Annotated in this window: 23 protein-coding genes and 1 tRNA gene; 15 read left to right on the top strand and 9 right to left on the bottom strand. The window is 60.7% G+C overall.

Translation table 11 applies throughout. The features are described 5' to 3' along the window. Positions 1–12: 12 nt before the first annotated feature. On the bottom strand, positions 13–1,314 hold the full coding sequence (gene murA / locus FZZ92_RS07230; RefSeq protein WP_226422911.1) for a UDP-N-acetylglucosamine 1-carboxyvinyltransferase: 1,302 nt from the start codon (positions 1,312–1,314) through the stop codon (positions 13–15). Between the two features lie 150 nt (positions 1,315–1,464). On the opposite strand from murA, the gene FZZ92_RS07225 reads away from it, so the two are divergent. The 6 genes from FZZ92_RS07225 to FZZ92_RS07200 all read left to right on the top strand — a co-directional run bounded on the left by FZZ92_RS07225 (position 1,465) and on the right by FZZ92_RS07200 (position 5,781). Then, positions 1,465–1,548 (top strand) — tRNA-Leu (locus FZZ92_RS07225). 35 nt (positions 1,549–1,583) lie between these two features. Continuing rightward, on the top strand, positions 1,584–1,832 hold the full coding sequence (locus FZZ92_RS07220; protein ID WP_115024300.1) for a hypothetical protein: 249 nt from the start codon (positions 1,584–1,586) through the stop codon (positions 1,830–1,832). Between the two features lie 71 nt (positions 1,833–1,903). Continuing rightward, positions 1,904–2,692 carry an RNA methyltransferase gene (locus FZZ92_RS07215; RefSeq protein ID WP_226397857.1) on the top strand — a complete coding sequence of 263 codons (789 nt, stop codon included), beginning with the start codon at positions 1,904–1,906 and terminating at the stop codon, positions 2,690–2,692. Then, positions 2,689–4,131, top strand: a complete 1,443-nt coding sequence (gene lpdA / locus FZZ92_RS07210) for a dihydrolipoyl dehydrogenase (RefSeq protein WP_226422910.1) — start codon at positions 2,689–2,691, stop codon at positions 4,129–4,131. The genes FZZ92_RS07215 and lpdA overlap by 4 nt, the downstream gene beginning before the upstream one ends. A gap of 40 nt (positions 4,132–4,171) precedes the next feature. After that, positions 4,172–5,056, top strand: coding sequence for an indole-3-glycerol phosphate synthase TrpC (gene trpC, locus FZZ92_RS07205; RefSeq protein ID WP_226397855.1), 885 nt, complete (start codon positions 4,172–4,174; stop codon positions 5,054–5,056). Between the two features lie 56 nt (positions 5,057–5,112). After that, positions 5,113–5,781, top strand: coding sequence for a hydantoin utilization protein A (locus FZZ92_RS07200; RefSeq protein ID WP_115023746.1), 669 nt, complete (start codon positions 5,113–5,115; stop codon positions 5,779–5,781). Here FZZ92_RS07200 and sodX read toward each other — a convergent pair. Genes sodX through FZZ92_RS07180 form a run of 4 tightly spaced genes read right to left on the bottom strand, consistent with a single transcriptional unit; the run spans position 5,764 to position 7,643 of the window. Next, the gene (sodX, locus tag FZZ92_RS07195; RefSeq protein ID WP_226397854.1) at positions 5,764–6,096 is read right to left on the bottom strand and encodes a nickel-type superoxide dismutase maturation protease; all 333 of its coding nucleotides are present in this window, start codon (positions 6,094–6,096) and stop codon (positions 5,764–5,766) included. The two genes, FZZ92_RS07200 and sodX, sit on opposite strands and share 18 nt — an antisense overlap. A gap of 50 nt (positions 6,097–6,146) precedes the next feature. Beyond that, positions 6,147–6,620 carry a superoxide dismutase, Ni gene (gene sodN, locus FZZ92_RS07190; RefSeq protein ID WP_115092894.1) on the bottom strand — a complete coding sequence of 158 codons (474 nt, stop codon included), beginning with the start codon at positions 6,618–6,620 and terminating at the stop codon, positions 6,147–6,149. A gap of 42 nt (positions 6,621–6,662) precedes the next feature. Continuing rightward, positions 6,663–7,262: an FKBP-type peptidyl-prolyl cis-trans isomerase gene (locus FZZ92_RS07185; RefSeq protein WP_115023743.1), complete on the bottom strand. Its 600-nt coding sequence runs from the start codon at positions 7,260–7,262 to the stop codon at positions 6,663–6,665. 51 nt (positions 7,263–7,313) lie between these two features. Further along, positions 7,314–7,643: a phasin family protein gene (locus FZZ92_RS07180; protein WP_115023741.1), complete on the bottom strand. Its 330-nt coding sequence runs from the start codon at positions 7,641–7,643 to the stop codon at positions 7,314–7,316. 53 nt (positions 7,644–7,696) lie between these two features. On the opposite strand from FZZ92_RS07180, the gene lnt reads away from it, so the two are divergent. After that, a complete protein-coding gene (gene lnt / locus FZZ92_RS07175) occupies positions 7,697–9,112 on the top strand; it encodes an apolipoprotein N-acyltransferase (RefSeq protein WP_226397853.1) in 1,416 nt (471 codons plus the stop codon). Here lnt and mnmA read toward each other — a convergent pair. Beyond that, positions 9,064–10,215: a tRNA 2-thiouridine(34) synthase MnmA gene (gene mnmA, locus FZZ92_RS07170; RefSeq protein ID WP_226397852.1), complete on the bottom strand. Its 1,152-nt coding sequence runs from the start codon at positions 10,213–10,215 to the stop codon at positions 9,064–9,066. The genes lnt and mnmA overlap by 49 nt on opposite strands. Positions 10,216–10,266: 51 nt before the next feature. Between mnmA and FZZ92_RS07165 the strand changes: the two genes are divergently transcribed. Together FZZ92_RS07165 and FZZ92_RS07160 are read left to right on the top strand one after the other, a co-directional pair. Continuing rightward, on the top strand, positions 10,267–11,790 hold the full coding sequence (locus FZZ92_RS07165) for an NAD(P)H-hydrate dehydratase (protein WP_226422909.1): 1,524 nt from the start codon (positions 10,267–10,269) through the stop codon (positions 11,788–11,790). 174 nt (positions 11,791–11,964) lie between these two features. Further along, on the top strand, positions 11,965–12,906 hold the full coding sequence (locus tag FZZ92_RS07160) for an RpoD/SigA family RNA polymerase sigma factor (protein ID WP_166016786.1): 942 nt from the start codon (positions 11,965–11,967) through the stop codon (positions 12,904–12,906). Between the two features lie 45 nt (positions 12,907–12,951). On the opposite strand, the gene pdhA is transcribed toward FZZ92_RS07160, so the two are convergent. Continuing rightward, positions 12,952–14,037: a pyruvate dehydrogenase (acetyl-transferring) E1 component subunit alpha gene (gene pdhA, locus FZZ92_RS07155; RefSeq protein ID WP_226422908.1), complete on the bottom strand. Its 1,086-nt coding sequence runs from the start codon at positions 14,035–14,037 to the stop codon at positions 12,952–12,954. 101 nt (positions 14,038–14,138) lie between these two features. Between pdhA and FZZ92_RS07150 the strand changes: the two genes are divergently transcribed. The 5 genes from FZZ92_RS07150 (at position 14,139) to FZZ92_RS07130 (ending at position 19,928) form a co-directional block, all read left to right on the top strand. Continuing rightward, positions 14,139–16,109, top strand: coding sequence for an ARC6/PARC6 family protein (locus FZZ92_RS07150; RefSeq protein WP_226422907.1), 1,971 nt, complete (start codon positions 14,139–14,141; stop codon positions 16,107–16,109). Positions 16,110–16,164: 55 nt separating this feature from the next. Beyond that, positions 16,165–17,652, top strand: coding sequence for a signal recognition particle protein (ffh, locus tag FZZ92_RS07145; RefSeq protein ID WP_226397848.1), 1,488 nt, complete (start codon positions 16,165–16,167; stop codon positions 17,650–17,652). A 79-nt stretch (positions 17,653–17,731) separates the two neighbouring features. Then, positions 17,732–18,124, top strand: coding sequence for a 30S ribosomal protein S16 (gene rpsP, locus FZZ92_RS07140; protein ID WP_115023731.1), 393 nt, complete (start codon positions 17,732–17,734; stop codon positions 18,122–18,124). Between the two features lie 8 nt (positions 18,125–18,132). Then, positions 18,133–19,128 (top strand): PhoH family protein, encoded by a 996-nt coding sequence (locus FZZ92_RS07135; RefSeq protein ID WP_226422906.1) that lies wholly within the window; start codon positions 18,133–18,135, stop codon positions 19,126–19,128. Between the two features lie 68 nt (positions 19,129–19,196). Next, positions 19,197–19,928, top strand: a complete 732-nt coding sequence (locus FZZ92_RS07130; protein ID WP_115092958.1) for a Bax inhibitor-1 family protein — start codon at positions 19,197–19,199, stop codon at positions 19,926–19,928. Between the two features lie 53 nt (positions 19,929–19,981). Here the strand turns inward: FZZ92_RS07130 and FZZ92_RS07125 are convergent, their stop codons facing one another. After that, a complete protein-coding gene (locus FZZ92_RS07125) occupies positions 19,982–20,503 on the bottom strand; it encodes a hypothetical protein (RefSeq protein WP_226397845.1) in 522 nt (173 codons plus the stop codon). Between the two features lie 62 nt (positions 20,504–20,565). Between FZZ92_RS07125 and era the strand changes: the two genes are divergently transcribed. Further along, complete coding sequence (gene era, locus FZZ92_RS07120) at positions 20,566–21,501, top strand: GTPase Era (protein WP_226397844.1); 936 nt, start codon at positions 20,566–20,568, stop codon at positions 21,499–21,501. Between the two features lie 8 nt (positions 21,502–21,509). Here the strand turns inward: era and gltS are convergent, their stop codons facing one another. Further along, on the bottom strand, positions 21,510–22,739 hold the full coding sequence (gene gltS, locus FZZ92_RS07115; protein ID WP_226397843.1) for a sodium/glutamate symporter: 1,230 nt from the start codon (positions 22,737–22,739) through the stop codon (positions 21,510–21,512). Positions 22,740–22,785: the final 46 nt, after the last annotated feature.

The following is a 22,785-nucleotide window of genomic DNA, read 5'->3' as shown; positions in this document are numbered from 1 at the left end:
AAGGGCCCCGCTTCAGGGGATGTTGCGCTTCACCTCAGCACCCACAGCGCTGAGCTTGCTTTCGAGGTCGTCGTAACCCCGGTCGAGGTGTTTCAGGCCAGACACCTCGGTGATGCCTTTGGCTGAAAGGCCTGCCAGCACCATGGCAGCGGCTGCACGAAGGTCTGTGCCGGTGACGGGGGCCCCGCTGAGCTGGGCCACCCCCTCAACGATGGCAGTGCTGCCCTTGAGACGTATGGACGCTCCCATGCGCTGAAGTTCGGCCACATGCTGCAGACGGTTTTCGTAGATCTTTTCGCTGATCACACTTGTTCCTTTGGCCGTGCACATCAGGGCCATGAACGGTGCCTGAAGATCGGTTGGGAACCCTGGGAAAGGTTGGGTGGTGATGTCCACAGCGGTGATCTCACCTGGTGTGATCGTGACGGACCTCCCGGTGATATCGATGGAGCAGCCGCAGTCCCGGAGCTTCTGGATCACAGCGCTGAGATGCTCCGGAACAACGGGCTCTACCACCAGTTGTGAGCGAGTGATCGCTGCAGCCATCAGGAAAGTTCCAGCTTCGATCCTGTCGGGTATGACCGGATAGTTGCTGCACCCTCGGAGCTGTTCCACCCCTTCAATGGTGATCACCGGGCCACCAGCTCCGGTGACGCGAGCTCCCATTGTGTTGAGCAGGTTGGCCAGGTCCTGCACTTCAGGCTCCTGGGCGGCGTTTTCAATTTTTGAGACCCCTTCCGCCAAAACGGCGGCCATCAAGATGGTTTCCGTGGCTCCGACGCTGGGACAGTCGAGAACGATCTGAGCCCCTGACAGGCGTTTTTTACTGCCCGGAACGGACGCCGTGACGATCCCATGCTCCACATTGACGATGGCGCCGAGGGCTTTCAGGCCGCGGATGTGTTCGACGACAGGACGTGCTCCGATGCGGCATCCCCCTGGAAGGGGAACCCGCGCATGTCCCAGCCGTCCCAGCAGAGGTCCGATGCTGAAGAAACTGGCGCGCAGGCTGTTGACCAGTTCGTAGGGCGGAGCTGAACCACTCAGTTCGGAGGCGGTAAGGCGAATGCGGTCAGAGGCTCGATCAACCTGCACTCCCAGCGATTCAAGGATGGCACTCATGCCATCGATGTCTGTCAGGGCAGGAATATTGGTGAGTTCAATGGTCTCTTGACTCAGGAGGCTGGCCGTCATCAGCACCAGCGCGGAGTTCTTCGCCCCGCTGACGCGAAGCGTGCCGTTCAGGTCGTGGCCGCCACTGACGTTCAGGCGTTGCTTGAGACTCTCCTGAGACGCTTCTGCAACAGCCATCATCAATTGCCTGATCCCCGATGAGAGGATTTTGCCAATACTCTCTGAGACCGTCTAGACGGCCGGCGTTCAAACTGGACAGTTTGCTTCCAGGGTGTTGGATCTAGGGATCGGTGATGCCCTATGTTCATCCGGTCGAATCTCGACACGCCAGCGGATGTGGCGGAATTGGTAGACGCGCTAGTTTCAGGTACTAGTGGTGGCAACATCGTGGGAGTTCAAGTCTCCCCATCCGCACTAGTTTGTCGGAAGTCAAGCTTCTCCCGGCAACAATGATCGTTCTCAAGATCTCCAACGCCTCGGAGGTGGTTGCTTCCAAGGTTGGAAAGTTCATTGAGCTTCTAACCCCCGACTCCATCGACCACACGACTGTGGAAGATCAGGTCATTAAAAAGCTGATTGAAAATCTTGCGGCGGAAGGGATTAAGGGCGAAATCGCAGCCATTAATGGGCTTGAGCTCGAAGGCGAAAATCTCAGCGTTCACAAAGGCTTGAACGTGCGTAAACACGCAGAGTTCTGATTCGTTCTCTGGAATCCTCCTCCCCCCTGATCAGCAGCCGACGCAATCCCTTGGTCAAGCGTCTTAGAAGCTTGGCTACCCGTGTTGGGCGTGAGGCCGAAGGACTGTTGCTCCTGGAGGGCACCCATCTCTTGCAAGAGCTTCTGGCGCGAGGGAAGGCGCCGGAGGAAATCATCGCAACGGAGGTCTGGCTGGAGCGTCATCCGGAACTCGCCGAACGTTGTTCCCAGGCGCGATGGCGGATTGTCACCGATGAGGTGTTGCGGGCAGCGCTAACAACGGTCACACCCGATGGCGTCGCCTGTCTGAGCCCACTGAAGGCTTTGCCCACCGTTCCGTCGGTGTTGGACTTCGTCCTGGTTCTGGATCGCATTCAGGATCCGGGCAACTTGGGCACGTTGTTGAGGACGGCGCTTGCCGCTGATGTGAACGCGGTCTGGATGGGCGGTGGTGTTGACCCCCTGGGGACGAAAGTTCTGCGGGCGTCTGCTGGTGCTCTGCTTCAACTGCCGCATCAACGCTTTGGCCCCAGCGAAGAGATGGCGATCCAGCTGCTTCAGCAGCAACTCCAGCAGCTGGTGGCGTCGGGATTGCAGGTGGTAGCCACCCTGGTACCGGATCCGACGAAAGGTGACCCCCCATCTCCCTACTGGGATCTCGACTGGAGACGGCCGACGGCGCTGGTGCTGGGAACCGAGGGTGCAGGCCTGCATCCGGATCTGCAGGCCTGCTGTACCCATGCCGTCACGCTTCCCCACAGCTCACGCGTTGAATCCTTGAATGTGGCGTCTGCCGCGGTTCCTCTCCTCCTGGAGCGGCGAAGAGCGACAATGACCGCCACATCGCAGCAGTTCGGGTGAGCGACGCCAGCTTCGACTTCGACGTCATTGTTATCGGTGCCGGCTATGGCGGCTTCGATGCCGCCAAACATGCCGCCGACCATGGCCTGAAGACGGCGATTGTTGAATCCCGCGACATGGGAGGCACCTGTGTGAACAGGGGCTGCGTTCCCTCCAAGGCGTTGCTTGCCGCCAGCGGAAAGGTGCGGGAGCTGGCAGACGACAAGCACTTGTCGAGCTTTGGAATTCATGCCGCTCCTGTGCGTTTCGAGCGGCAAAAGATCGCTGACCACGCCAATCAGCTCGTTCAAACCATCCGGACCAATCTCACCAAGACCCTGGAACGGGCTGGGGTGACAATCCTCAGGGGCCATGGCCGTCTCGAGGGCAGCCAGAGAGTCGGGCTGCGGGAACCCAGCGGCGTCGACAGGGTTCTGACCGCTAAGGACGTCATCATCGCCACAGGATCGGACCCCTTTGTGCCGCCTGGAATCGAAACCGATGGGCGCACGGTCTTTACCAGTGACGAGGCCATCAATCTGGAGTGGTTACCCCGTTGGATTGCCATCATCGGCAGCGGTTACATCGGCCTTGAATTCGCTGATGTGTACACCGCACTCGGTTGTGAAGTGTCGATGATTGAGGCGATGGACAAGGTGATGCCCACCTTTGATCCAGACATCGCCAAGATCGCAGGCCGTCATCTGATCGACGGACGCGATATCGATGCCCGCTCCGGAGTCCTGGCCCGCAAGGTCACCCCGGGTTGCCCCGTGAAGATCGAACTGGCTGATTTCAACAGCCGTGAACTGGTGGAGACCCTTGAGGTGGATGCCGTACTGGTGGCCACGGGGCGCGTTCCCAGCAGCAAGGGCCTCAACTTGGAGTCTCTCAATGTGGAGACGAACCGGGGCTTTGTTCCGATTGACGACGCCATGCGGGTGCTGGTCAACGGTGAGCCGCTGTCCCATCTCTGGGCCGTGGGTGATGTGACCGGCAAGCTGATGCTGGCGCATACCGCTGCTGCACAAGGCACCGTGGCGGTGGACAACATCCTTGGCCACGCGCGCGAGATCGACTACCGCAGCATTCCGGCAGCCACCTTCACTCATCCTGAGATCAGCTCTGTGGGTCTGACCGAAGCGGATGCCAAAGCCCTGGCCGAGAAGGATGGGTTCCAGCTCGGGTCCGTTCGCAGCTATTTCAAAGCCAATTCCAAAGCTCTGGCTGAACTGGATAGTGACGGCCTGATGAAGCTGCTGTTCAACAAGACCAGCGGTGAAGTGCTGGGGGCCCACATCTATGGGCTTCATGCCGCTGATCTGATCCAGGAGGTTGCCAATGCTGTCGCCCGGCGTCAGAGCGTTCGTCAGCTCGCCACTGAAGTGCACACACACCCCACCCTTAGTGAGGTGGTGGAAGTTGCTTACAAACAGGCTGCCGCCCAGTTGGCCGCCTGATCCCACGCACCCGTTTCTCGTTCAAGCTTTGCCCTGATCTATGGAGTTCCGCCGTCGTCCCCCCAATCCCAAGGTGAGGGTTGCTCATCTCGAATATGCGGTGCCTCACGATGAAGAGGAGCCGCGTCACATCCTCGAGAAAATTGTCTGGGAAAAAGACCGTGAGATTGATGCGGCCCGCGACAAGGTCCCCCTGGACAAGCTGAAGCAGCAGATTGCCAAGCTGCCTCCTACGAAGGATTTTCTTGGAGCTCTTCAGGCTGCCGCCAAGAAACCGGCGGTGATTGCTGAGGTCAAAAAAGCGAGTCCCAGCAAAGGAGTGATTCGCGAGGATTTTGATCCGGTCGCGATTGCCAAGGCCTATGCCGCCGGCGGCGCGAGTTGTCTCTCGGTGCTCACCGACAAGACCTTTTTTCAGGGGGGCTTCGATGTTTTGGTGGAGGTTCGCCGGGCCGTCGACCTTCCTCTGCTCTGCAAGGAGTTTGTGCTCAGTCCGTATCAGCTGTTTCAGGCCAGGGCCGCGGGGGCTGATGCGGTGCTGCTGATCGCTGCCATCCTGTCGGACCAGGATCTTCGCTATCTGAACAAGGCCGCAGCGGCTCTGGACCTCACGGTGCTGGTGGAAGTCCACGACGCCACTGAACTGGACCGGGTGCTCAACATTGGTGGGTTCCCCTTGATCGGAATCAACAATCGCGATCTCACCAGCTTTGAGACGGATCTCGGTACGACTGAGCGGCTGCTCAACGAATTCGATGACCGGTTGAAGCAAGAGGAGGCGCTGCTTGTGAGTGAGTCGGGTCTGTTCAGCCGTTCTGATCTCGATCGGGTTCAGTCCGCCGGTGCAGGTGCGGTGCTTGTGGGGGAAGCTCTCATGCGGCAGCCGGATATTGAGGCGGGTCTGGTGCAACTGATCCAGGCTTGATAACGCCGATGGCTTCTTCCTGCTGATGCAGAATTGAGACATTCAGGCGGTTCTTTGTGCTGATTAGCCTTTTGACCGGCATTGCCGCCGGGGCCGTGCACGTTGTGGGTGGTGCAGATCACCTGGTGGCGATGGCGCCCTTCTCCCTGAACAAGCCTCTGTCGGCCTTTCGGCATGCCATGGCCTGGGGGGCCGGTCACTCCGCCGGAGTCGTGGTTCTGGCCCTGATCGCCATTGGCCTCAAAGACCTGGCCCATGTGGAGGCCATGTCGTCTTGGGCGGAATTCCTTGTGGGTGTGGCCCTGCTGGTGGTGGGTGCTCTGGCGGTCCGCACCGCGTTCGGTCTTGAACTGCACACCCATGATCATCTTCATGACGGTTCCCATGAGCATCGTCATCTCCACCTGCATGTGCGCGGTGCCAGCAACCACCGCCGTCACGTCCATGCATCCTCAGGGCTGGGCTTGCTGCATGGATTGGCGGGTGCCAGTCACCTGCTGGCGGTGATTCCTGCCCTGGCTCTGCCGCCTCACGCTGCTGTGGGCTATTTGGTGGCTTATCTGCTTGGATCCATCGGCGCCATGGTGGCCGTGGTTTCGGTGGTGTCCTTCCTCACCCTGCGCAGTGGTGCCCGGCTGATGCCTTTCCTTGTTGGTGGCACCGGAGCTCTTTCGATCATCACTGGGGCGATCTGGCTTCAGAAGACCTCACCGGTCTTGTTCTGACCCTCTGGTGGTGAGACGAGCCACCACCTCCCCGATCAGCAAGCTTGTCGCCACCGTCCCGAGTTGGCGGCTATCGGTGCTTTCGGCTTGGTGATCTCCCAGCAACCACAACCCGTTGGGTTCAATTCTGTTGAGGCGTTTGATCAGACGAATGTCCGATCGCTGTGGATGCCATGTCACGAGCACGGATCCCAAACGCAGGGTCGAGCTCGAGTTCAGACGCCTAACCAGAACACGGTCTCCCGGTTCAAGTGTGGGCTGCATCGATCGCCCTTCGATGCGTAGCAGCAGCCGACGGCCACAAAAAAGCAGCAACAGATCCCGAAGGCCTGCTGCTGCGATAGGGGCATTGGACCTGTTCGAACTCAGGATGCGGTGACCCAGGCGTCGGAACGACCCTTGGACTGCCAGAACATGCCGTGGATTTTTTCAACGGCGGCCATCAGCTCCTCTGCCTTGGCCTGATCGATGTTCACCTTGCAGGCGCTGCAGAGCTTGGCTGCTTTCCAGAAGGTGTCGTGCAGATCAGGGAAGGTGGCCAGGTGGTCGGGCTTGAAGTAGTCGGTCCAGAGGATCAACAACTCTTTCTTGGTCTTCTGTGCTTCCTCTTCCTTAATGGCGACGTAGCGACCGAAGGTGTTGTTGTAGGCGGCCAAAGCAGCCGCGTCACCCGCGGCGGGGGCCTCAAGGCCCTTCAGCTTCTTGGTCATGGACAGCACTGCTTCGGCTGCCACACGAGCGGAAGCCGGGTCGTAAACACCACAAGGACCGTCGCAATGGGCTTCTGCCACGGGGGCAGGAAGGGCATATGCAATGGCGGAAAGGGCCGTGCGCAGCATCGGTTCAGAGCGGAATTGGCTTGGGTTGAGCCTAGCTTCCGCTCACTTCTTCACGTCGAGCAGTTCCACCTCGAAAATCAAGGTTGCATTGGGAGGAATCACCCCACCGGCGCCCCGGGTGCCATAGGCCAGGTCGGAGGGGATCACCAGCTTGCGTTTGCCGCCCACTTTCATTCCGGCGACACCTTCATCCCATCCTTTGATCACCCGGCCAGCACCAAGGGGGAAGCTGAAGGGGGTGCCCCGGTCGTAGCTGGCATCGAACTGCTGTCCGTCCTCCAGGGTGCCGCGGTAGTGCACCACCACCGTCTGGCCTGCACTTGCCTCCTCACCTGTGCCCACCTCCAGCTCAGTGATTTTCAGACCACTGGCTGTGATGGTGGTGTCAGGGGCATCGAGCGGGCCGCCGAGGGCCGAAGCATCGGCGCGAGCGGAATCGTTGGCCATGGCAAACAGGGTCGGATTGGGGTCGTCGGGGTCGAGTTCGAAGCTCAAGGCCCGTTGTGGTTTCGAAGCCTCGGACCGCACGGCAGCTGGCTGTACGGGGGCGGCGTCCACAGTGGAGGGGGCCACGATCTGGCTGACCAAGGCCAGGAGAAGGCAGGCCACGCAGACCGTTGTGCTGATGATGATGTCGCGCACGGAAAGGCTTCTGTTGCTCCAATTCTGGCCTCTGGTCCGCATCGCCGGTGTTCACTCAGGCCGGTTCATCTGCCGCAGCTGCTGCTCAAGCCGATCAATGCGTCCTCGCAGTTCATCCACTTCCTTCTGACTGGGAACGCCAAAATCTTGGAGCAGGTTGTCGCGATTTCTTTCCAGGTTGCGCCCCATCTGCTGCTCCAGTTCGGGCGTTTCACCGCGGAGTGCCTTGAGCACGTCATCCACCAGGGCGGAGGCTTCATTCGGATCAAGCCGGCCACTGCTGACCCAGTTCTGGGTGACGCCTCGTAGACGTTCAGCGACGAGGGTGGTCGTCCCCAGGCCGCGCAGCAGCAACTGCTGAAGAGGATTCGCGGGATCCATAGCGACAGGCGGGCGGGTCCGATCCAGGATGCCCCCGGCTGGGACTGCTGACCATGGGCAATCACCAACTGCATCCCGGATGGCGCGCTCTGCTCGGGGGCGTTCTGGCTGGAGTGGCTCCATCCCTGGGCGGGCCACTGCTGATGGTTCCTGCTCTGGCGCTGCTCTGGTCCGTGGTTGAGCGCCCCCGTTGGTCGGCTTTTTGGGCTCTGCTTGCCGTTTTGATCAGCCACGGCTGGTTGCTGGCCCTGCATCCGCTCACCTGGATGGGAGTCCCCACCGCGCTCAGCCTGCCTGTGGCGCTGTCCCTCTGGCTGGCCTGCGGCATCCTTGCCGCTCTGCTCGTCGCCGGGTGGTCTGTTCTGGCGCGGCGGCTGCCTCGCCGCTGGCCGCGTCCTGTGCGGATGCTGCTGCTGGCTGGGTTCTGGGCCCTGGCTGAGCTGGTGCTGTCGGGGTCACCGCTGTTCTGGATCGGCGTCGGCGGCACCACCCTGCCCTGGGACCGCCCCTTGGCGGGGGTGGCCCGCTGGTTCGGCTCCGGAGGGTTGACGTTGCTGCAGTTGTGGTGGGGCTGTTGCCTGCTGGCGCTGTTCGAGCAGCCCGCGGCTTGGCGACGCTGGGGTCTGATCGGATTGGCCAGCGTGCTGCTGGCCCATGGGTTGGGGAGCCTGCTGTTGTGGGCGACGCCGCCGTCGGTCGGGTCCGTCGCAATGGGGGTCTGGCAGCCCGCTGTTCCGACACGAGAAAAATTCAATCTGGAGCGTCAACAGGCGTTGCCCACGCGGCTGGTGGATGCGATGCGTCAGCTGGAGAAGAACGACGTTGTCGCTGTAGTGGCTCCGGAAGGGGCTCTGCCTGCGAATTTTCTGGTGCCGCCGGAGGCTCCAGACATTCCCCTGATCAGTGGTGGATTTCGTTGGGTGCGAGGTCAGCAACGCAGTTCTCTGTTGCTGTACGAGCCGCCGGACCGGTTTCCCGTTCCCCTGGCTGATAAGCATCGTTTGGTGCCGATCGGGGAATGGATGCCCCCGCTGCCTGCCGGCCTGACGGCGGGATTGTCTGCGGTGGGTGGTTTGGCCCCTGGCCCGGCTCCCCGCACGATGGCCGTGGTTGAGCCCCCGGCTGCTGTGGCCATTTGTTATGAGATTGCTGATGGCCTGGCACTGGCACGCGCCGCTGCAAATGGCGCTACCTGGCTCCTCGCGATTGCCAACCTCGACCCTTATCCCCGTCAGTTGCAGAAGCAGTTCCTGGCTCTGGCTCAGTTAAGGGCGATCGAGAGCGGACGCGATTTGCTCAGCGTTGGCAACACTGGTCCGAGTGCGCTGATTTCGGCTGATGGAAGGGTGGAATGGTTGCTTCCACCTGAGGCCCCTGGCGTGGCGCAGACCGTCATTCAGGTTCGTAAGCGCGCCACGGCTTACTCCCGTTGGATCAGCCCTCCACCGAGCACGACTTCACCGTCGTAGAAGACCGCAGCTTGTCCTGGGGTGATGGAGAACTGCTCCTCTTCAAAGGTCAAACGGCAGCGGTGAGGCCTCTCCCGTTGCTGATCTGCCTCGGTGGCCTCCAGGGGGACCAGCTCTGCACGCACCGGTGCACTGCGATAACGCACCTGAACCTCAATGTTTTGTGGGGCCTGGATGGGGTCGATTGAGACCCAGTTCACCGCGCCCACCACGCAGCTGTCTCGGCCCGCTTCGGCGCGAGGAGCGACGACCACCCGATTCATCGCAGCGTCAAGGCGGATGACGTGAAGCGGCTCTCGCCAGGCCACACCCAGCCCCTTGCGCTGACCAATGGTGAAGTGTTCGATGCCGTCGTGCTCGCCCACAACGGTTCCATCGCCCAGCACGATCTCCCCTTGGCGGGGTGGCAGATAGGCATCCAGGAACGCCCGCATGGATCCGTGGTGGTCCGCCAGGCAGAGATCCTGGCTTTCTGGTTTCTCTGCAGTACGCAGACCGTGTCGGGCAGCTTCGAGCCGCGTGTCGGGCTTCGTTAGTTCTCCCAAGGGAAAAACGATGCGTCCCAAGACCTCCTGGGGAAGGTCGTAGAGGAAATAGCTCTGGTCCTTGCGACCGTCGAGGCCCCGCAGCAACTGATGACGCTGTTGATCGCCCCCATGACGGATCCGGGCGTAGTGGCCGGTGGCGATGCGGGGCAGGTTCCGCTCTTGGAGGGCCCAATTGAGCATCGGTCCAAATTTCACCGACCGATTGCATTGGGAGCAGGGCAGTGGCGTGATCCCATCGCGGTAGCCGTCCACCAGCCGTTGGACGATCTCCTGTTGGAACGTCTCCCGCGTGTCCACCACGTGGTGGGGAATGCCCAGCTGTTCACAGATGCCGGCCGCATCCACCAGTCCTTCAGCGCAACAGGCTCCTTTCCCGCTCATCAGCCAAAGGGTCAGGCCTTCCACCTGCCAACCCGCTTCCACCAGCAGCGCCGCTGTAAGGGAACTGTCGACACCGCCGGAGAGACCAACGGCCACGCGATGCTCTCCAGGCCATTGCCTAAGACGCTCAAGAGCGGCCTCACCAGCGCGGGTTGTGGTGGATCCGATGGCCATGGGCGGCGCAGGGAGTTCTCTCCATAGTGAGGTCCCGGCAACCTGCGAGTGGTGTGGCCTCCCGCTGATTCCGATCATCTGCTCGTGGATGCCTCGTCCATGCGGGGTCTGGAACAGAGCCTGTTCGACAGCGGAATGCCCGTCGCCGCATTGATGGAGAAGGTGGGGCTTGCGATGGCTTCTTGGCTGCTGAAGCGCCGGGATCTGCTGCGGAATGGCGTGTTGGTTTTGGTCGGGCCGGGCCACAACGGTGGCGATGGCCTGGTGGTGGCGAGGGAGTTGCATCTGGCTGGTATTGAGGTTTCGCTGTGGTGTCCCCTTGCCATTCGCAAGCAACTCACCGCAGATCATCTGCGCCATGGGGAGTGGCTCGGTCTTCGGCGCCTGCGTCAAGACCCGGATCCAGCCGACGCAGCGCTGTGGCTGGACGCGATCTTCGGGCTTGGTCAGAGCAGGGCGCTGCCGGACTGCTTGGCAGATCTGTTTCGGTGCCGACAGCAGTTGCAGCCTGGTGCGCTGATCAGCCTGGATGTGCCGTCAGGTGTTTGTTCGGACCACGGAACTGTGTTTGGGGAGCAGGCGGTCTGTGCTTCGGTCACCCTCAGCGTTGGCTGGTTGAAGCGCGGGTTGTGTCTGGACCCAGCCCGTCCTTGGGTTGGGGCGTTGGTGCGGATTGATCTGGGGTTGCCACCTGCGGTGATGGGCAACGCCGCTGCGGTCTTGCCGCGCCGTCTGCCGGTTGGAGAGGCCTGTCGGGCCCCGTTACCAGCGCTTCCGCCCACAGCGATGAAGTACGAACGGGGGCGCTGTCTGGTGGTGGCGGGCAGTGATCGCTACCCCGGCGCAGCACATCTCGCGCTGCGGGGGGCCATGGCCAGTGGCTGCGGCTGCATTCAGGCCGTTGTGCCGCCCTGTCTTCAATCGAATTTGTGGCAGGTGTTGCCGGAGGTGATGCAACTGGAGGAGGGGGTGATTCCAGACCGGCTGGATGCGGTGTTGGTCGGTCCCGGGCTTGGCAACCCGTCTCGGTGGTGGAACCAGTGGTCGGAGCAACTGCGCACCGTCGCTGGTTTGCTGGTGCTCGATGCAGATGGGATCAATGCCCTGGCGTCCAGTCCGGAGGGGTGGCGCTGGCTGTTACAGCGTCAGGGTCCAACCTGGCTGACCCCCCACGCTGCTGAGTTCGCGCGTTTGTTTCCTGATTGTGGCGAGGGTGACGCGCTGGAGAGGGTGATCGCAGCAGCACGCTGCAGCCGTTGTTGCATTTTGCTGAAGGGTGCGCATTCGGTACTGGCGGATTCATCGGGTGCGGCGGTGGTGCTGACAGGCACGTCTCCTCGGGTTGCTCGCACTGGACTCGGCGACCTGCTGGCCGGTTTTGTGACTGGTTGGGGTGCTCAGGTCGTCGCGGCACAGCAGCAGCCAGGGCTTGAAAGCTTTGTTGCCAGCACGGCTTTGCATGGTTTGGCGGCACGTCGTGCTCAATCAAGTGATGCTTCGGCGATTGCGGATTGTTTGAAAATCCTTGCAGCGCGGTGTCAGAAAAAGCAAACAACGATGTTCAACAAAGTCTGAACAAATGACTCTTTTTGTTCATTCGGCTTGCTTGTGTCCACAGAGCTTTTGCTGGTTTTAAATCTTTCGCAAATCTGAAATGTTTCGATTTGCTGTTCTGAATCTGAAGGGTTGCTGAAAACACATCGACATTCTTTCTGTTCGTAGGAAAGTCATCACACTTCCGCAGCACCCATGGTGTCCACCGCATCCAAGCCGCTGGAGACTCAACGTCGGCGCAGCAGCGACCCTGTCAGTTGGTACCTCGCCACCATTGGCAGAATCCCTCTTCTCACACCAGCTGAGGAAATCGAGCTGGGCAATCAGGTGCAAGCCATGATGGCCCTCACCGAAGACGGCTCCCGCGAGTTTGCGGATGGAGAACTCACGACGCCGCAGCGTCGTCTCCTGAGGATCGGTCGGCGCGCCAAAGAGCGGATGATGAAGGCCAACCTTCGTTTGGTTGTCAGTGTTGCCAAGAAATATCAGGGCAAGGGTCTTGAATTGCTCGATCTGATTCAGGAGGGCTCCCTCGGGCTGGAGCGTGCTGTTGAAAAATTCGATCCAACCCGGGGTTACAAATTTTCCACTTATGCCTTCTGGTGGATCCGCCAGAGCATGACCCGAGCCATTGCTTGTCAGTCGCGCACGATTCGACTGCCGGTTCACCTGAGTGAGCGGCTCACCACGATCCGTAAGGTCAGCCTTGATCTCGCCCACAAGCTCGGCGCCATGCCCAGCCGCGTGGAGATCGCTGAAGCCATGGATATTCCCTTGGATGAGCTCGATTCGCTGCTCCGCCAGGCCCTCACCACCAGCAGCCTGGATGCTCCAGTCAACGGCGAGGAGGGCCGCAGCTTCCTCGGTGATCTGATTGCTGATTCATCCCTCGATGAGCCGCTCGACATCGTTGAGCAACGTATTCACCACGAACAACTGGGCCGCTGGCTGAGTCACTTGAGTGAGCAGGAGCAGCATGTTCTGCGCATGCGCTTCGGGCTTGAGGGCAACGAACGTCACACCCTCGCTGAAATCGGACGTCTCATGGAAGTGTCCAGGGAGCGTGTCCGCCAAGTTGAACTCAAGGCCTTGCGGAAGCTGCGCAATCTCACCCGTCGACTTCCGAGCGGAATCTGAGCCGGCTCGGAGCCGGCTTCTTAAAACTGAACCAGTTCAGCTGAATCAGTCTTCAGCCCAGATGTAGCGCGTGAGTTCCGATGGGTCGGGCTCTGGTGCTGAGAGGGCGAAGTCAACACAGTCCTGAACGATTCCGTCGATTTCCTTCTCGATCGCGCGTAGTTCATCGCTATTCACCAGGCCTGCGTCTGTCAGATCCCGTTCCAGAGCTTTGAGGGGATCACGCTTGGCCCAGAACTGCTTTTCCTCCTCCGCGCGCAGTTCGTCAGGATCAGCGAGGGAGTGCCCACGGAAGCGATAGGTCAGGCATTCCAACAGGGTCGGACCTTCGCCGGCCCTGGCCCGTTCTACGGCCCGTAGGGCTGCTGCCCGCACCGCCAGAACGTCCATTCCATCCACTTCCTCACCGGCCATCCCGAAGGAGCTGGCCTTGCGCCAGATCTCTGGATCACTGGTGGCCCGGTCGTGGGACATCCCGATGGCCCACTTGTTGTTTTCGACCACGAAAATGATCGGCAGCTTCCACAGCTGCGCCATGTTCATGCACTCGAAAAACTGACCGTTGTTGCAGGTTCCATCACCGAAGAACGCAGCAGTCACTGCATTGCTGGAGGCATCGCCGAGGGCATCGCGTTTGTACCGGCTGGTGAAGGCCGACCCGAGCGCCACGGGGATCCCTTCAGCGATGAAGGCAAAACCACCAAGCAGGTGATGCTCCTTGGAAAAAAGGTGCATCGAACCGCCGCGACCTTTGCTGCAACCGGTCTCTTTGCCGAAGAGTTCACTCATGACCTCGCGGGCGGGTACGCCGGCGCTCAAGGCATGGACGTGATCGCGGTATGTGCTGCAGAACCAGTCGTGCTGACGCTTCATGGCACCGATCACACCGGTGCTGACAGCTTCCTGACCGTTGTACAGATGAACAAAGCCGAACATCTTGCCGCGGTAGTACATCTCGGCGCATTTGTCCTCGAAGCGCCTGCCCAGGGTCATGTCCCTGTAGAGGTCAAGGCCCGTGTCCCGGTCCACGCTGGCCCGTTGTGCTGTGACCAGTTTTGAGAGCCGTTCGGCGTGGGGACCAGCAGTCGCAGTGCCAATCGGAGCGGAATCGACAGCGAGGTCCTGACCCATGTCCACCTAATGATTTGAAGTCAACTTTAAGGGCCAGCCGATGAGCGATGGGCAAAACCCCAGACACTGACTAAGATCCGCGTCTCCTCGCAGCGTTGCTGTTGGATCTGCCCATTGATCATTTCCGACTCCTGGGCGTCAGTCCATCGGCAGAGCCAGAAGCGATTCTGCGCCGGTTGCAAACCCGTTGCGACAGTCCGCCGGACCAGGGATTCACCCACGAAGCGCTGCTCCAGCGGGCCGACCTCCTGCGTCGATCCGCCGACCTGCTGACCGACCCCTCCGACAGGGCTGACTACGAAGCTGCCTTGCTACGCCTCAGTGAATCCCATCCGAACGGAACGGTGGGGTTGGATCTCCCGACCAGCAGCGAGGTGGCCGGTCTGATTCTGCTCTGGGAGGCCCACGGAGCTGTTGAGGCTTTTCAACTGGCACGGCAGGGGCTCCAGCCTCCTCAGGCACCAGCCCTTGGCAGCGGCCGTGAAGCGGATCTGACTCTCCTGGCTGCCCTGGCCTGTCGCGATGCTGCGCTGGAGGAGCAGGGCCAACGTCGCTATGAGTCGGCTGCTCAACTGCTGATCGACGGCATCCAGCTGCAACAGCGGATGGGCAAGCTGCCCGATCAGCAGCGCCTGCTGGAAGACGAGTTGCAGGCGCTCACACCCTTCCGGATTCTGGATCTGCTCAGCCGTGATCTTGGTGATCAGGACTCACACCAACGGGGCTTGACCCTGCTGGATGAGTTGGTCGTGGCCCGTGGTGGTCTGGAGGCTGCCGAGGTAGATGGCGATCACCAAGGAAGCCTGACTCAGGCCGATTTTGAATCGTTTTTTCACCAGATCCGCCGCTTTTTGACGGTTCAGGAGCAGATCGATCTGTTCAGTCGCTGGTTTGAGGGAGGCGCTGCTGATGCTGGTTTCCTCACGGTTCTGGCGCTGACCGCCGCTGGTTTCTCGCGGCGTAAGCCCGAGTTCCTCGAGCAGGCGCGCGAGCGGATACAAACGCTTGCCAATGCCGACCTCGACCCCATGCCGCTGATGGGCTGTCTTGATCTGCTGTTGGGCAACGTCAAGGATGCCGAGCGGCACTTCGCTGTTCTGCGTGATGCAGACCTGCAGGCCTGGTTCCTGAATCATCCCGGTGACCGGCTCGCTGCCCAATGTGAGTACTGCCGAGCCTGGCTTGAGCGCGATGTCTTGCCCGGTTATCGCGATGTCGACGCATCGGTAGCTGACCTAGATGCCTGGTTTGCCGATCGTGATGTTCAGGGTTACGTCGATCGTCTCGATCGCAAGGCCTCGCGCCAGCCCCTTACCGAAGAGATGCCCCTGGACTGGTCAACAGCAGGGACGGCATCACTCGATTCCTCGTTCGACCTGGGTGAACCGGATCCGGATGCTGAGTCCGAAGACGTGGCCGTGCCGCTGCCGTTCTTGCAGCAACGCTGGGTTCGTCCTGCTGCTGCGGCTCTGGCGCTGCTCGGGATCGCCGTTGGAGGCCTCGCCCTCGTCAGACGCAATTTGGATTACGCGCCACTGGTACCGGAAACGGTTTCGGAAACCACGGAGGTTGAAGAGAACGAGGTTGAAGAGCAACTAAGGATCGACGCTTCTCCCGCGCAGACGGCCGATGAGCCCGTCGCGAGCCTGAAGCCGGCTCTTCGGCCCTCCGCTCCCTCCAAACCGCTCGTTAGCGATGCGCCGACGGAAGCGGAGCTGCAGGCTTTGGTGCAGGGATGGCTCGATGCCAAGGCTTTGGCTTTGTCCGGTCAGCCGGCGGACCTCTCCGTCGTGGCGAGGGACCCCCTGTTGAAGCGCGTGGAGCGTGAACGGGCCGTTGACGCGGCCGCAGGCCGGTCTAAGTCGATTGATGCCTCAATTACCAGCATCGAGGTGTTGGACAGAAAACCTCTGAGAATTGAGCTGCGGGCCCAGGTGGCCTACAGCGATCGTCTCCAGGGTGCTGATGGTGCTGTCATCGAAGAGACAGCGCCGAGTGATTTCAGCGTGACCTATGTGCTCGGCAGGGACGGAACCCAATGGCGTTTGCATGACTACATGCCGGGATCCTGAGGAGCAGGACCGTCGCTTTTTACGATCACTTCATTGATCCAGGGGCTTTACGCCGATGTTCGACGAGCTTTCAGCCCGTTTTGAGGATGCGGTCAAGGGGCTGCGGGGACAGGACACGATCAGCGAGAGCAACGTCGATGGGGCGCTGAAGGACGTCCGTCGGGCGTTGCTTGAAGCGGATGTGAGCCTGCCGGTGGTGAAGGACTTCGTCGCCGAGGTCCGCGATAAAGCCGTCGGCGCTGAAGTGGTGCGAGGGGTCAACCCGGATCAAAAGTTCATCCAGGTGGTCCATGAGCAGCTGGTGGAGGTCATGGGGGGGGATAACGCTCCTCTGGCCAAGGCGGCCGAGGCTCCCACCGTCGTGCTGATGGCTGGCCTCCAAGGTGCGGGTAAGACCACCGCCACGGCCAAGCTTGGTCTGCACCTCAAGGACCAGGGACGTCGAGCCCTGATGGTGGGTGCCGACGTCTATCGACCAGCGGCTATCGAGCAGCTCAAGACGTTGGGTGCCCAGATCGATGTGGAGGTGTTCAGCCTCGGAGCTCAAGCCAAGCCAGAGGACATCGCCGCGGCTGGCTTGGCCAAAGCGAAGCAGGAGGGGTTCGACACCCTCCTGGTGGACACCGCCGGCCGTCTCCAGATCGACACCGAGATGATGGAGGAGATGGTGCGGATCCGTTCCGCCGTGCAGCCCGATGAGGTGCTGCTGGTGGTGGATTCGATGATTGGCCAGGAGGCGGCCGAGCTCACCCGTGCCTTCCACGATCAGGTGGGCATTACTGGAGCAGTTCTCACCAAACTCGACGGTGATTCCCGCGGCGGTGCGGCCCTCTCGATCCGCAAGGTGAGCGGTCAGCCGATCAAGTTCATCGGTACTGGCGAGAAGGTGGAGGCGCTGCAGCCGTTCCATCCCGAACGGATGGCCAGTCGCATCCTCGGCATGGGTGATGTGCTGACGCTGGTGGAGAAGGCCCAGAAGGAGGTCGAACTTGCCGACGTCGAGAAGATGCAGAAGAAGCTTCAGGAGGCGACGTTTGACTTTTCTGACTTCGTGAAGCAGATGCGCTTGATCAAGCGCATGGGTTCGCTCGGTGGCCTGATGAAAATGATCCCGGGCATGAACAAAATCGATGACGGCATGCTTAAGCAGGGAGAGCAGCAGTTGAAGCGCATCGAGGCCATGATCGGCTCGATGACACAGCAGGAGCGGGAAAACCCCGACTTGCTGGCGAGTCAACCCTCAAGACGACGGCGGATTGCCAGCGGCAGCGGTCATCAGCCCGCTGATGTGGACAAGGTGCTGGCCGACTTCCAGAAAATGCGTGGCTTCATGCAGCAGATGAGTCAGGGCGGTATGCCAGGAATGGGTGGCATGCCCGGGATGGGCGGTATGCCTGGAATGCCAGGGATGGGTGGGATGCCGGGGATGGGTGGAATGCCAGGAATGAGTGGCATGCCTGCTGGCGGTGGCCGCCCCGGTCGCGGCGGACCGCCCAAGCGGCAGCGACCGGCCAAGAAGAAGAAGGGCTTCGGGGATCTGTGAAGGCGGAACGGTATGGTGGTTGTTTGGCGGGCGTTTAGGCGCCGCCGGACCACCTCTTTTCCTTCATTCCAGGGCCACGATGATCAAGCTCCGCCTGAAGCGGTTTGGCAAGAAGCGGGAAGCGAGCTTCCGCCTCGTGGCCTGTAACAGCACCTCTCGTCGGGACGGTCGTCCCCTCCAGGAGCTGGGCTTCTACAACCCGCGGACGAAGGAAACACGTCTCGATACCGAGGCCATCCGTGAGCGTTTGGGGCAGGGTGCCCAGCCCACCGATGTCGTGCGTACGCTGCTCGAGCGTGGCGGTCTTCTTGAAAAGACCGTGCGTTCTGCAGAAACTGTCGGTAAGGCCAAGCAAGCGGCCAAGCGTGAGGCTGATGCCAAGCAGGCCGCTAAGGATGCTGCTGATGCCAAGGCTGCTGAAGCTGAAGCGGCTGCTTCCGATTCCGCTGAAGCCGAATCCACCGAGGGCTGATCATTCCGGTGTCTGACGACGGCGAACGCGGCCGTTTCGTTCTCGACCTGCCTGATACCGATGCTGCATTGGCTTTGGCCGGTGAAGCAGAAACAACCCTGCATCGCCTCGAAGCTCTGACAGGAGCCTCCATGGTGTTGCGGGGTCTTCAGTTGGTGATCACCGGGCGTCCGACGCAGATTGAACGGGCTGCTGCGGTTGTGGAACTGGTGCGCCCGATCTGGCAGGAGGGTCAGTCGGTCTCTTCGGTGGATCTTCAATCGGCTCTTGGAGCGCTCAACACCGGCCGCGGCGATGACCATGCCGCCATGGGGGAGCAGGTGTTGGCAAAGAGCCAAAAGGGCAATCTGCTGCGACCGCGCACCCTGCGACAGAAGAAATATGTGGATGCCATGGAGCGCCACGACCTCACCTTTGCGCTCGGGCCTGCGGGCACAGGAAAAACCTTCTTGGCCACAGTTCTTGCTGTTCGGATGCTCACCGAACGCAAGGTGGAGCGTTTGATTCTCACCAGGCCGGCTGTCGAGGCTGGGGAGCGCCTGGGGTTCCTGCCGGGCGACCTTCAGCAGAAGGTGGATCCCTATCTGCGCCCGCTCTATGACGCCTTGCATTCCCTTCTTGGAGCGGAGAAAACAAGCGTGCTGTTGGAGAAGGGGGTGATTGAGGTCGCTCCGCTGGCCTACATGCGGGGCCGCACCCTCAGCGATGCCTTTGTGATCCTTGATGAAGCTCAGAACACAACGCCTGCCCAGATGCGCATGGTGCTCACCCGTCTCGGAGAGCGTTCTCGGATGGTGGTGACGGGCGACATCACACAAGTGGATCTTCCAGCCACCGTGCAGAGCGGTTTGGTGGAGGCCTCCGACGTTTTGGATGGTGTGGAAGGCGTGTCTGTCTGTCGTCTCACCTCGGCCGATGTGGTGCGTCACCCCCTTGTCCAGCGGGTGGTCGAGGCCTATGCCCGACGGGACGAACGCAAAACAGCCAAGCCTCAGCGTCGATAGGGACATCCACACTCCAATCCCTTGTCATCGCTGGCAGGATGTGTGGAGTCTTTGGTGACCTGGTCGACATGCCAGCAAGCAGCAATTTCCAGGAGGCGATCCGCCAGGCGCAATCCAGCGCCCTTGTCGGGCCCAACGTTGTCAATAAAGCGCTGCCCTACGTCGGTGGCGGCATGGTGCTCACCTCTATCGGGGTGATCGGTGGTCTTTCGATGATGGCCACCCCGCTGTTCATGCCCCTGTTCTGGGTGGCAGTGATCGGCAACCTGGTTCTGTTCTTCGTCGCGCAGAACGTCGCGATGAAGGGGAACAACGCGACAGCCTTGCCGCTGTTGTCGATCTACAGCCTGATCACCGGATTCACCCTGAGCGGTCTCGTGGCCTTCGCTGGAGCCGTCGCCGGTATCGGTGCGGTTGGCACCGCTGCCCTGGCCACCGGCATCACCTTTGTGATTGCGTCGATCGTTGGCCGTCGCATGAGCGATTCCGTTGGTCAGGCCCTCTCCGGCGTGGTTGGCCTCGGCTTGATCGGCCTGATTCTGGCGATGGTCGTCCAGTTCATTGGCGGGATCTTTGCCCCCACCATCTTCCATGGCACCAGCTTTGAGTTGATGATCGCAGGCTTTGGCACCGTGCTGTTCGTTGGCGCTGCTTTCGTCGACTTCTACACGATGCCCCGCTCCTACCGGGATGACCAATACCTGGCAGGTGCCCTGAGCATGTACCTCACCTACATCAACCTGTTCATCTTCATCTTGCGCCTGATCATCGTGCTCAACGGCGGTGGTCGTCGCGACTGAGGTTTTGACCGAATGTCTTCTTCGCCCCGGCTTGTCCGGGGCTTTTTTGTGGCTCAGCCCTCTGCCACGGCATAAACGCTGTCTCCGATGGCTTGCTTCTGCTCAGCGTCATATCCCCACTTCTTCAGGAAGGGGACATCCTCGCCGCGGTTGTCGAGGGCTGCGGCCAGCAGTTGCTCCAGGCGCTCTTTCACGTCTGCCGGTTCCAGCAGCCTGAGCAGTTCGATGCAGCGGCTGGTGACCCGCTCAGAACCGGCCTGCTGAGCTGTATCCCCCGAGCGTCGGTGCTGAACCGCCATGGCGGTGCTCATGGCCAGATTGCGGACGCTCAGATCAACCACTCCATCACCAGCGCTGCGCAGTTGTCCGACAACGGCGTCGGGCAACCGATCCATGAGAACACTGTCTCCCGCAAGGCTCACCACAAAAAATCCCCGGGCGCCATCGCGGCTGGCCACCATTTCACCGATGCGGTCGGCCAGCACTTCATCACTGATCTCCTCGTTGTCCCATTGCTGCAGCCAAGCCGCAGTGATCTCCATGGCCTGCTGGAAGGTGGGCTGCTGGTCCGCCATGGCCCTCTCGAAATCCTCACCTCAGGCTATTGAACGATTCAACGGCGGCGCAGACTTGGGGTATGCACCCAACTTCGCTACCAGAGGATTATCGCTCTGGCTTTATCGCACTGATTGGTCGCCCGAACGTGGGCAAATCCACTCTGTTGAATCAGCTGGTGGGGGAAAAAGTGGCTATCACCTCCCCTGTGGCTCAGACCACGCGAAACCGCCTGAGGGCGATCCTCACCACTGAGATGGCTCAGATGGTTCTGGTGGACACCCCTGGCATCCACAAACCCCACCATCTGCTTGGGGAACGACTGGTGAAGAGTGCACGCAGTGCCATCGGTGAGGTGGACCTGGTGGTGCTGCTTCTGGAGGGGTGCGAGCGCCCAGGGCGGGGCGATGCCTTCATCGTGAATCTGCTGCAGCAGCAGTCCTTGCCGGTGTTGGTGGCCCTCAACAAGTGGGACAAGGTGGCGGAGGGGCATCAGTCCGCGGCGGAGGAGGCTTACAACGCCCTTCTGCAGGAGACCAACTGGCCGGTGCATCGCTGCAGCGCCCTGTCAGGAGATGGTTGCGCCGAGCTCACAGCAGCGATGGCAGCTCAGTTGCCCTTGGGGCCACAGCTCTATCCGCCTGAGATGGTTTGCGATCAACCGGAGCGGGTGCTGCTGGGGGAACTCATTCGTGAGCAGGTGCTTCTCCACACGCGAGAAGAGGTGCCCCACAGCGTCGCCGTCACGATTGATCGAATTGAGGAAATGCCGGCCAAGGGCAAAGGAACGGGGCGGACCGCAGTACTGGCCACGGTTCTGGTGGAGCGCAAGAGTCAGAAGGGAATCCTGATCGGCAAAGGCGGGGCGATGCTTAAAACGATCGGTCAGGGGGCGCGTCTGCAGATGCAGGTGCTCATCGATGGCCCGGTGTATCTGGAGCTGTTCGTCAAGGTGGTGCCGGATTGGCGAAGCAAACCTGCCCGCTTGGCTGAACTTGGGTACACAGGGAACCACTGAACGCTTCCTTAGAGCTGGCCGATGAATCCGGGGATCAGGAATGCATTGACCAGATCCAGAAAAAAGGCAGACACCAGCGGAACGATCAGAAAGGCCCGCGTCGAGGCTCCGTATTGCTGCGTCACAGCCGTCATGTTGGCCATGGCCGTTGGTGTGGAACCGAGGGCGATCCCGCCAAAGCCCGCGCAGATCACAGCTGCGTCATAGGTCCGTCCCATGAGCCGGAACACGAGCAGCAGGTTCACGGCCAGAGCGACGATGAACTGGGTCAGCAGGATCATCAGCAAGGGCAGGGCAAGACCGACCAAGGTCCATAGCTGCAAGCTCATCAGGGACATGGCCAGGAAGATTCCCAGGGACAGTTCACCGATCAGATCGAGCGATGGCGATTGACGGGGCCAATGGAAAACAGCGCGCTCAGATCGCTCTGCTGGGAGCAGATTCGAATACAGGATGCCCACGAGCAAACAGGGCACGAACAGCGGCAGTTTCACGCCGAGGGCGGCAATGCCACCGTTCAGCACCGTGCCGGTGATGATGCAGATGTTGATGGCCAACAGGGCCGCCAGGAAGGAGGTCATGTCGATCTGCCTTCTTCCAGGCAACGGATCTTGTTCGTCGTTGGCTTGGCCTCTTTGGCTCTGATCTTCAGCCGTTGAGCTCGGACAGGGAATCTGGAAACGACGAATCAGGAATTGGGCGATGGGTCCGCCGCTGGCACTGGCCAGCACCAACCCAAAGGTGGCCGCTGCAATGCCGATTTCCATGGCACTTTCAATCTGGAACGTGTCCACAAAGCTCGGAGCCCAGGCAATTGTTGTGCCGTGTCCACCAATTAGTGACACCGTTCCCACGAGCAGTCCCGTGGCCGGATGCAGCCCCATCAAACCCGCCATCGTGACTCCGATGACGTTCTGCAGCGTCATGTAGCCGATCGTTATGCCCAGAAGAATGAACAGTGCCGGTCCGCCTCGGAGAAGGTCGCTGAACCGGGCATTCATCCCCACCGTGGTGAAGAAATAAACCAGAAGAAAGTCCCGCGAATCAAGGTTGAAACTGAGTTCGGGCCCACCCATCACATGCAGCAGGGTCAGGAGGATGGCCACAAGTAGGCCCCCCGATACGGGCTCTGGAATCGAATAGTTCCGTAACGCCTTGAATTCGCGGTTCAGGCGTTTCCCCACGAACAACACGAGAAAGCCGGTGGTGGTTGAAACCAGCGGCGAGAGTTCAATCACAGCAAAGGAATCGACCTTTCAACTTCAAGGTATGAACGATTCCTTG

The organism is Synechococcus sp. MU1611 (genome assembly GCF_020514255.1).
Lineage (GTDB): Bacteria > Cyanobacteriota > Cyanobacteriia > PCC-6307 > Cyanobiaceae > Parasynechococcus.
The sequence above is the reverse complement of the archived record's forward strand: the minus strand, read 5'-3'. Positions and strand labels throughout refer to the sequence as shown.

Coding starts and splice junctions, on each gene's coding strand:
- murA (WP_226422911.1), bottom strand. CDS start 1,314: ATGATGGCTGTTGCAGAAGCGTCTCAGGAGAGTCTCAAGCAACGCCTG.
- FZZ92_RS07220 (WP_115024300.1), top strand. CDS start 1,584: ATGATCGTTCTCAAGATCTCCAACGCCTCGGAGGTGGTTGCTTCCAAG.
- trpC (WP_226397855.1), top strand. CDS start 4,172: ATGGAGTTCCGCCGTCGTCCCCCCAATCCCAAGGTGAGGGTTGCTCAT.
- sodN (WP_115092894.1), bottom strand. CDS start 6,620: ATGCTGCGCACGGCCCTTTCCGCCATTGCATATGCCCTTCCTGCCCCC.
- FZZ92_RS07180 (WP_115023741.1), bottom strand. CDS start 7,643: ATGGATCCCGCGAATCCTCTTCAGCAGTTGCTGCTGCGCGGCCTGGGG.
- lnt (WP_226397853.1), top strand. CDS start 7,697: ATGGGCAATCACCAACTGCATCCCGGATGGCGCGCTCTGCTCGGGGGC.
- mnmA (WP_226397852.1), bottom strand. CDS start 10,215: ATGGCCATCGGATCCACCACAACCCGCGCTGGTGAGGCCGCTCTTGAG.
- FZZ92_RS07160 (WP_166016786.1), top strand. CDS start 11,965: ATGGTGTCCACCGCATCCAAGCCGCTGGAGACTCAACGTCGGCGCAGC.
- pdhA (WP_226422908.1), bottom strand. CDS start 14,037: ATGGGTCAGGACCTCGCTGTCGATTCCGCTCCGATTGGCACTGCGACT.
- ffh (WP_226397848.1), top strand. CDS start 16,165: ATGTTCGACGAGCTTTCAGCCCGTTTTGAGGATGCGGTCAAGGGGCTG.
- rpsP (WP_115023731.1), top strand. CDS start 17,732: ATGATCAAGCTCCGCCTGAAGCGGTTTGGCAAGAAGCGGGAAGCGAGC.
- FZZ92_RS07130 (WP_115092958.1), top strand. CDS start 19,197: ATGCCAGCAAGCAGCAATTTCCAGGAGGCGATCCGCCAGGCGCAATCC.
- FZZ92_RS07125 (WP_226397845.1), bottom strand. CDS start 20,503: ATGGCGGACCAGCAGCCCACCTTCCAGCAGGCCATGGAGATCACTGCG.
- era (WP_226397844.1), top strand. CDS start 20,566: ATGCACCCAACTTCGCTACCAGAGGATTATCGCTCTGGCTTTATCGCA.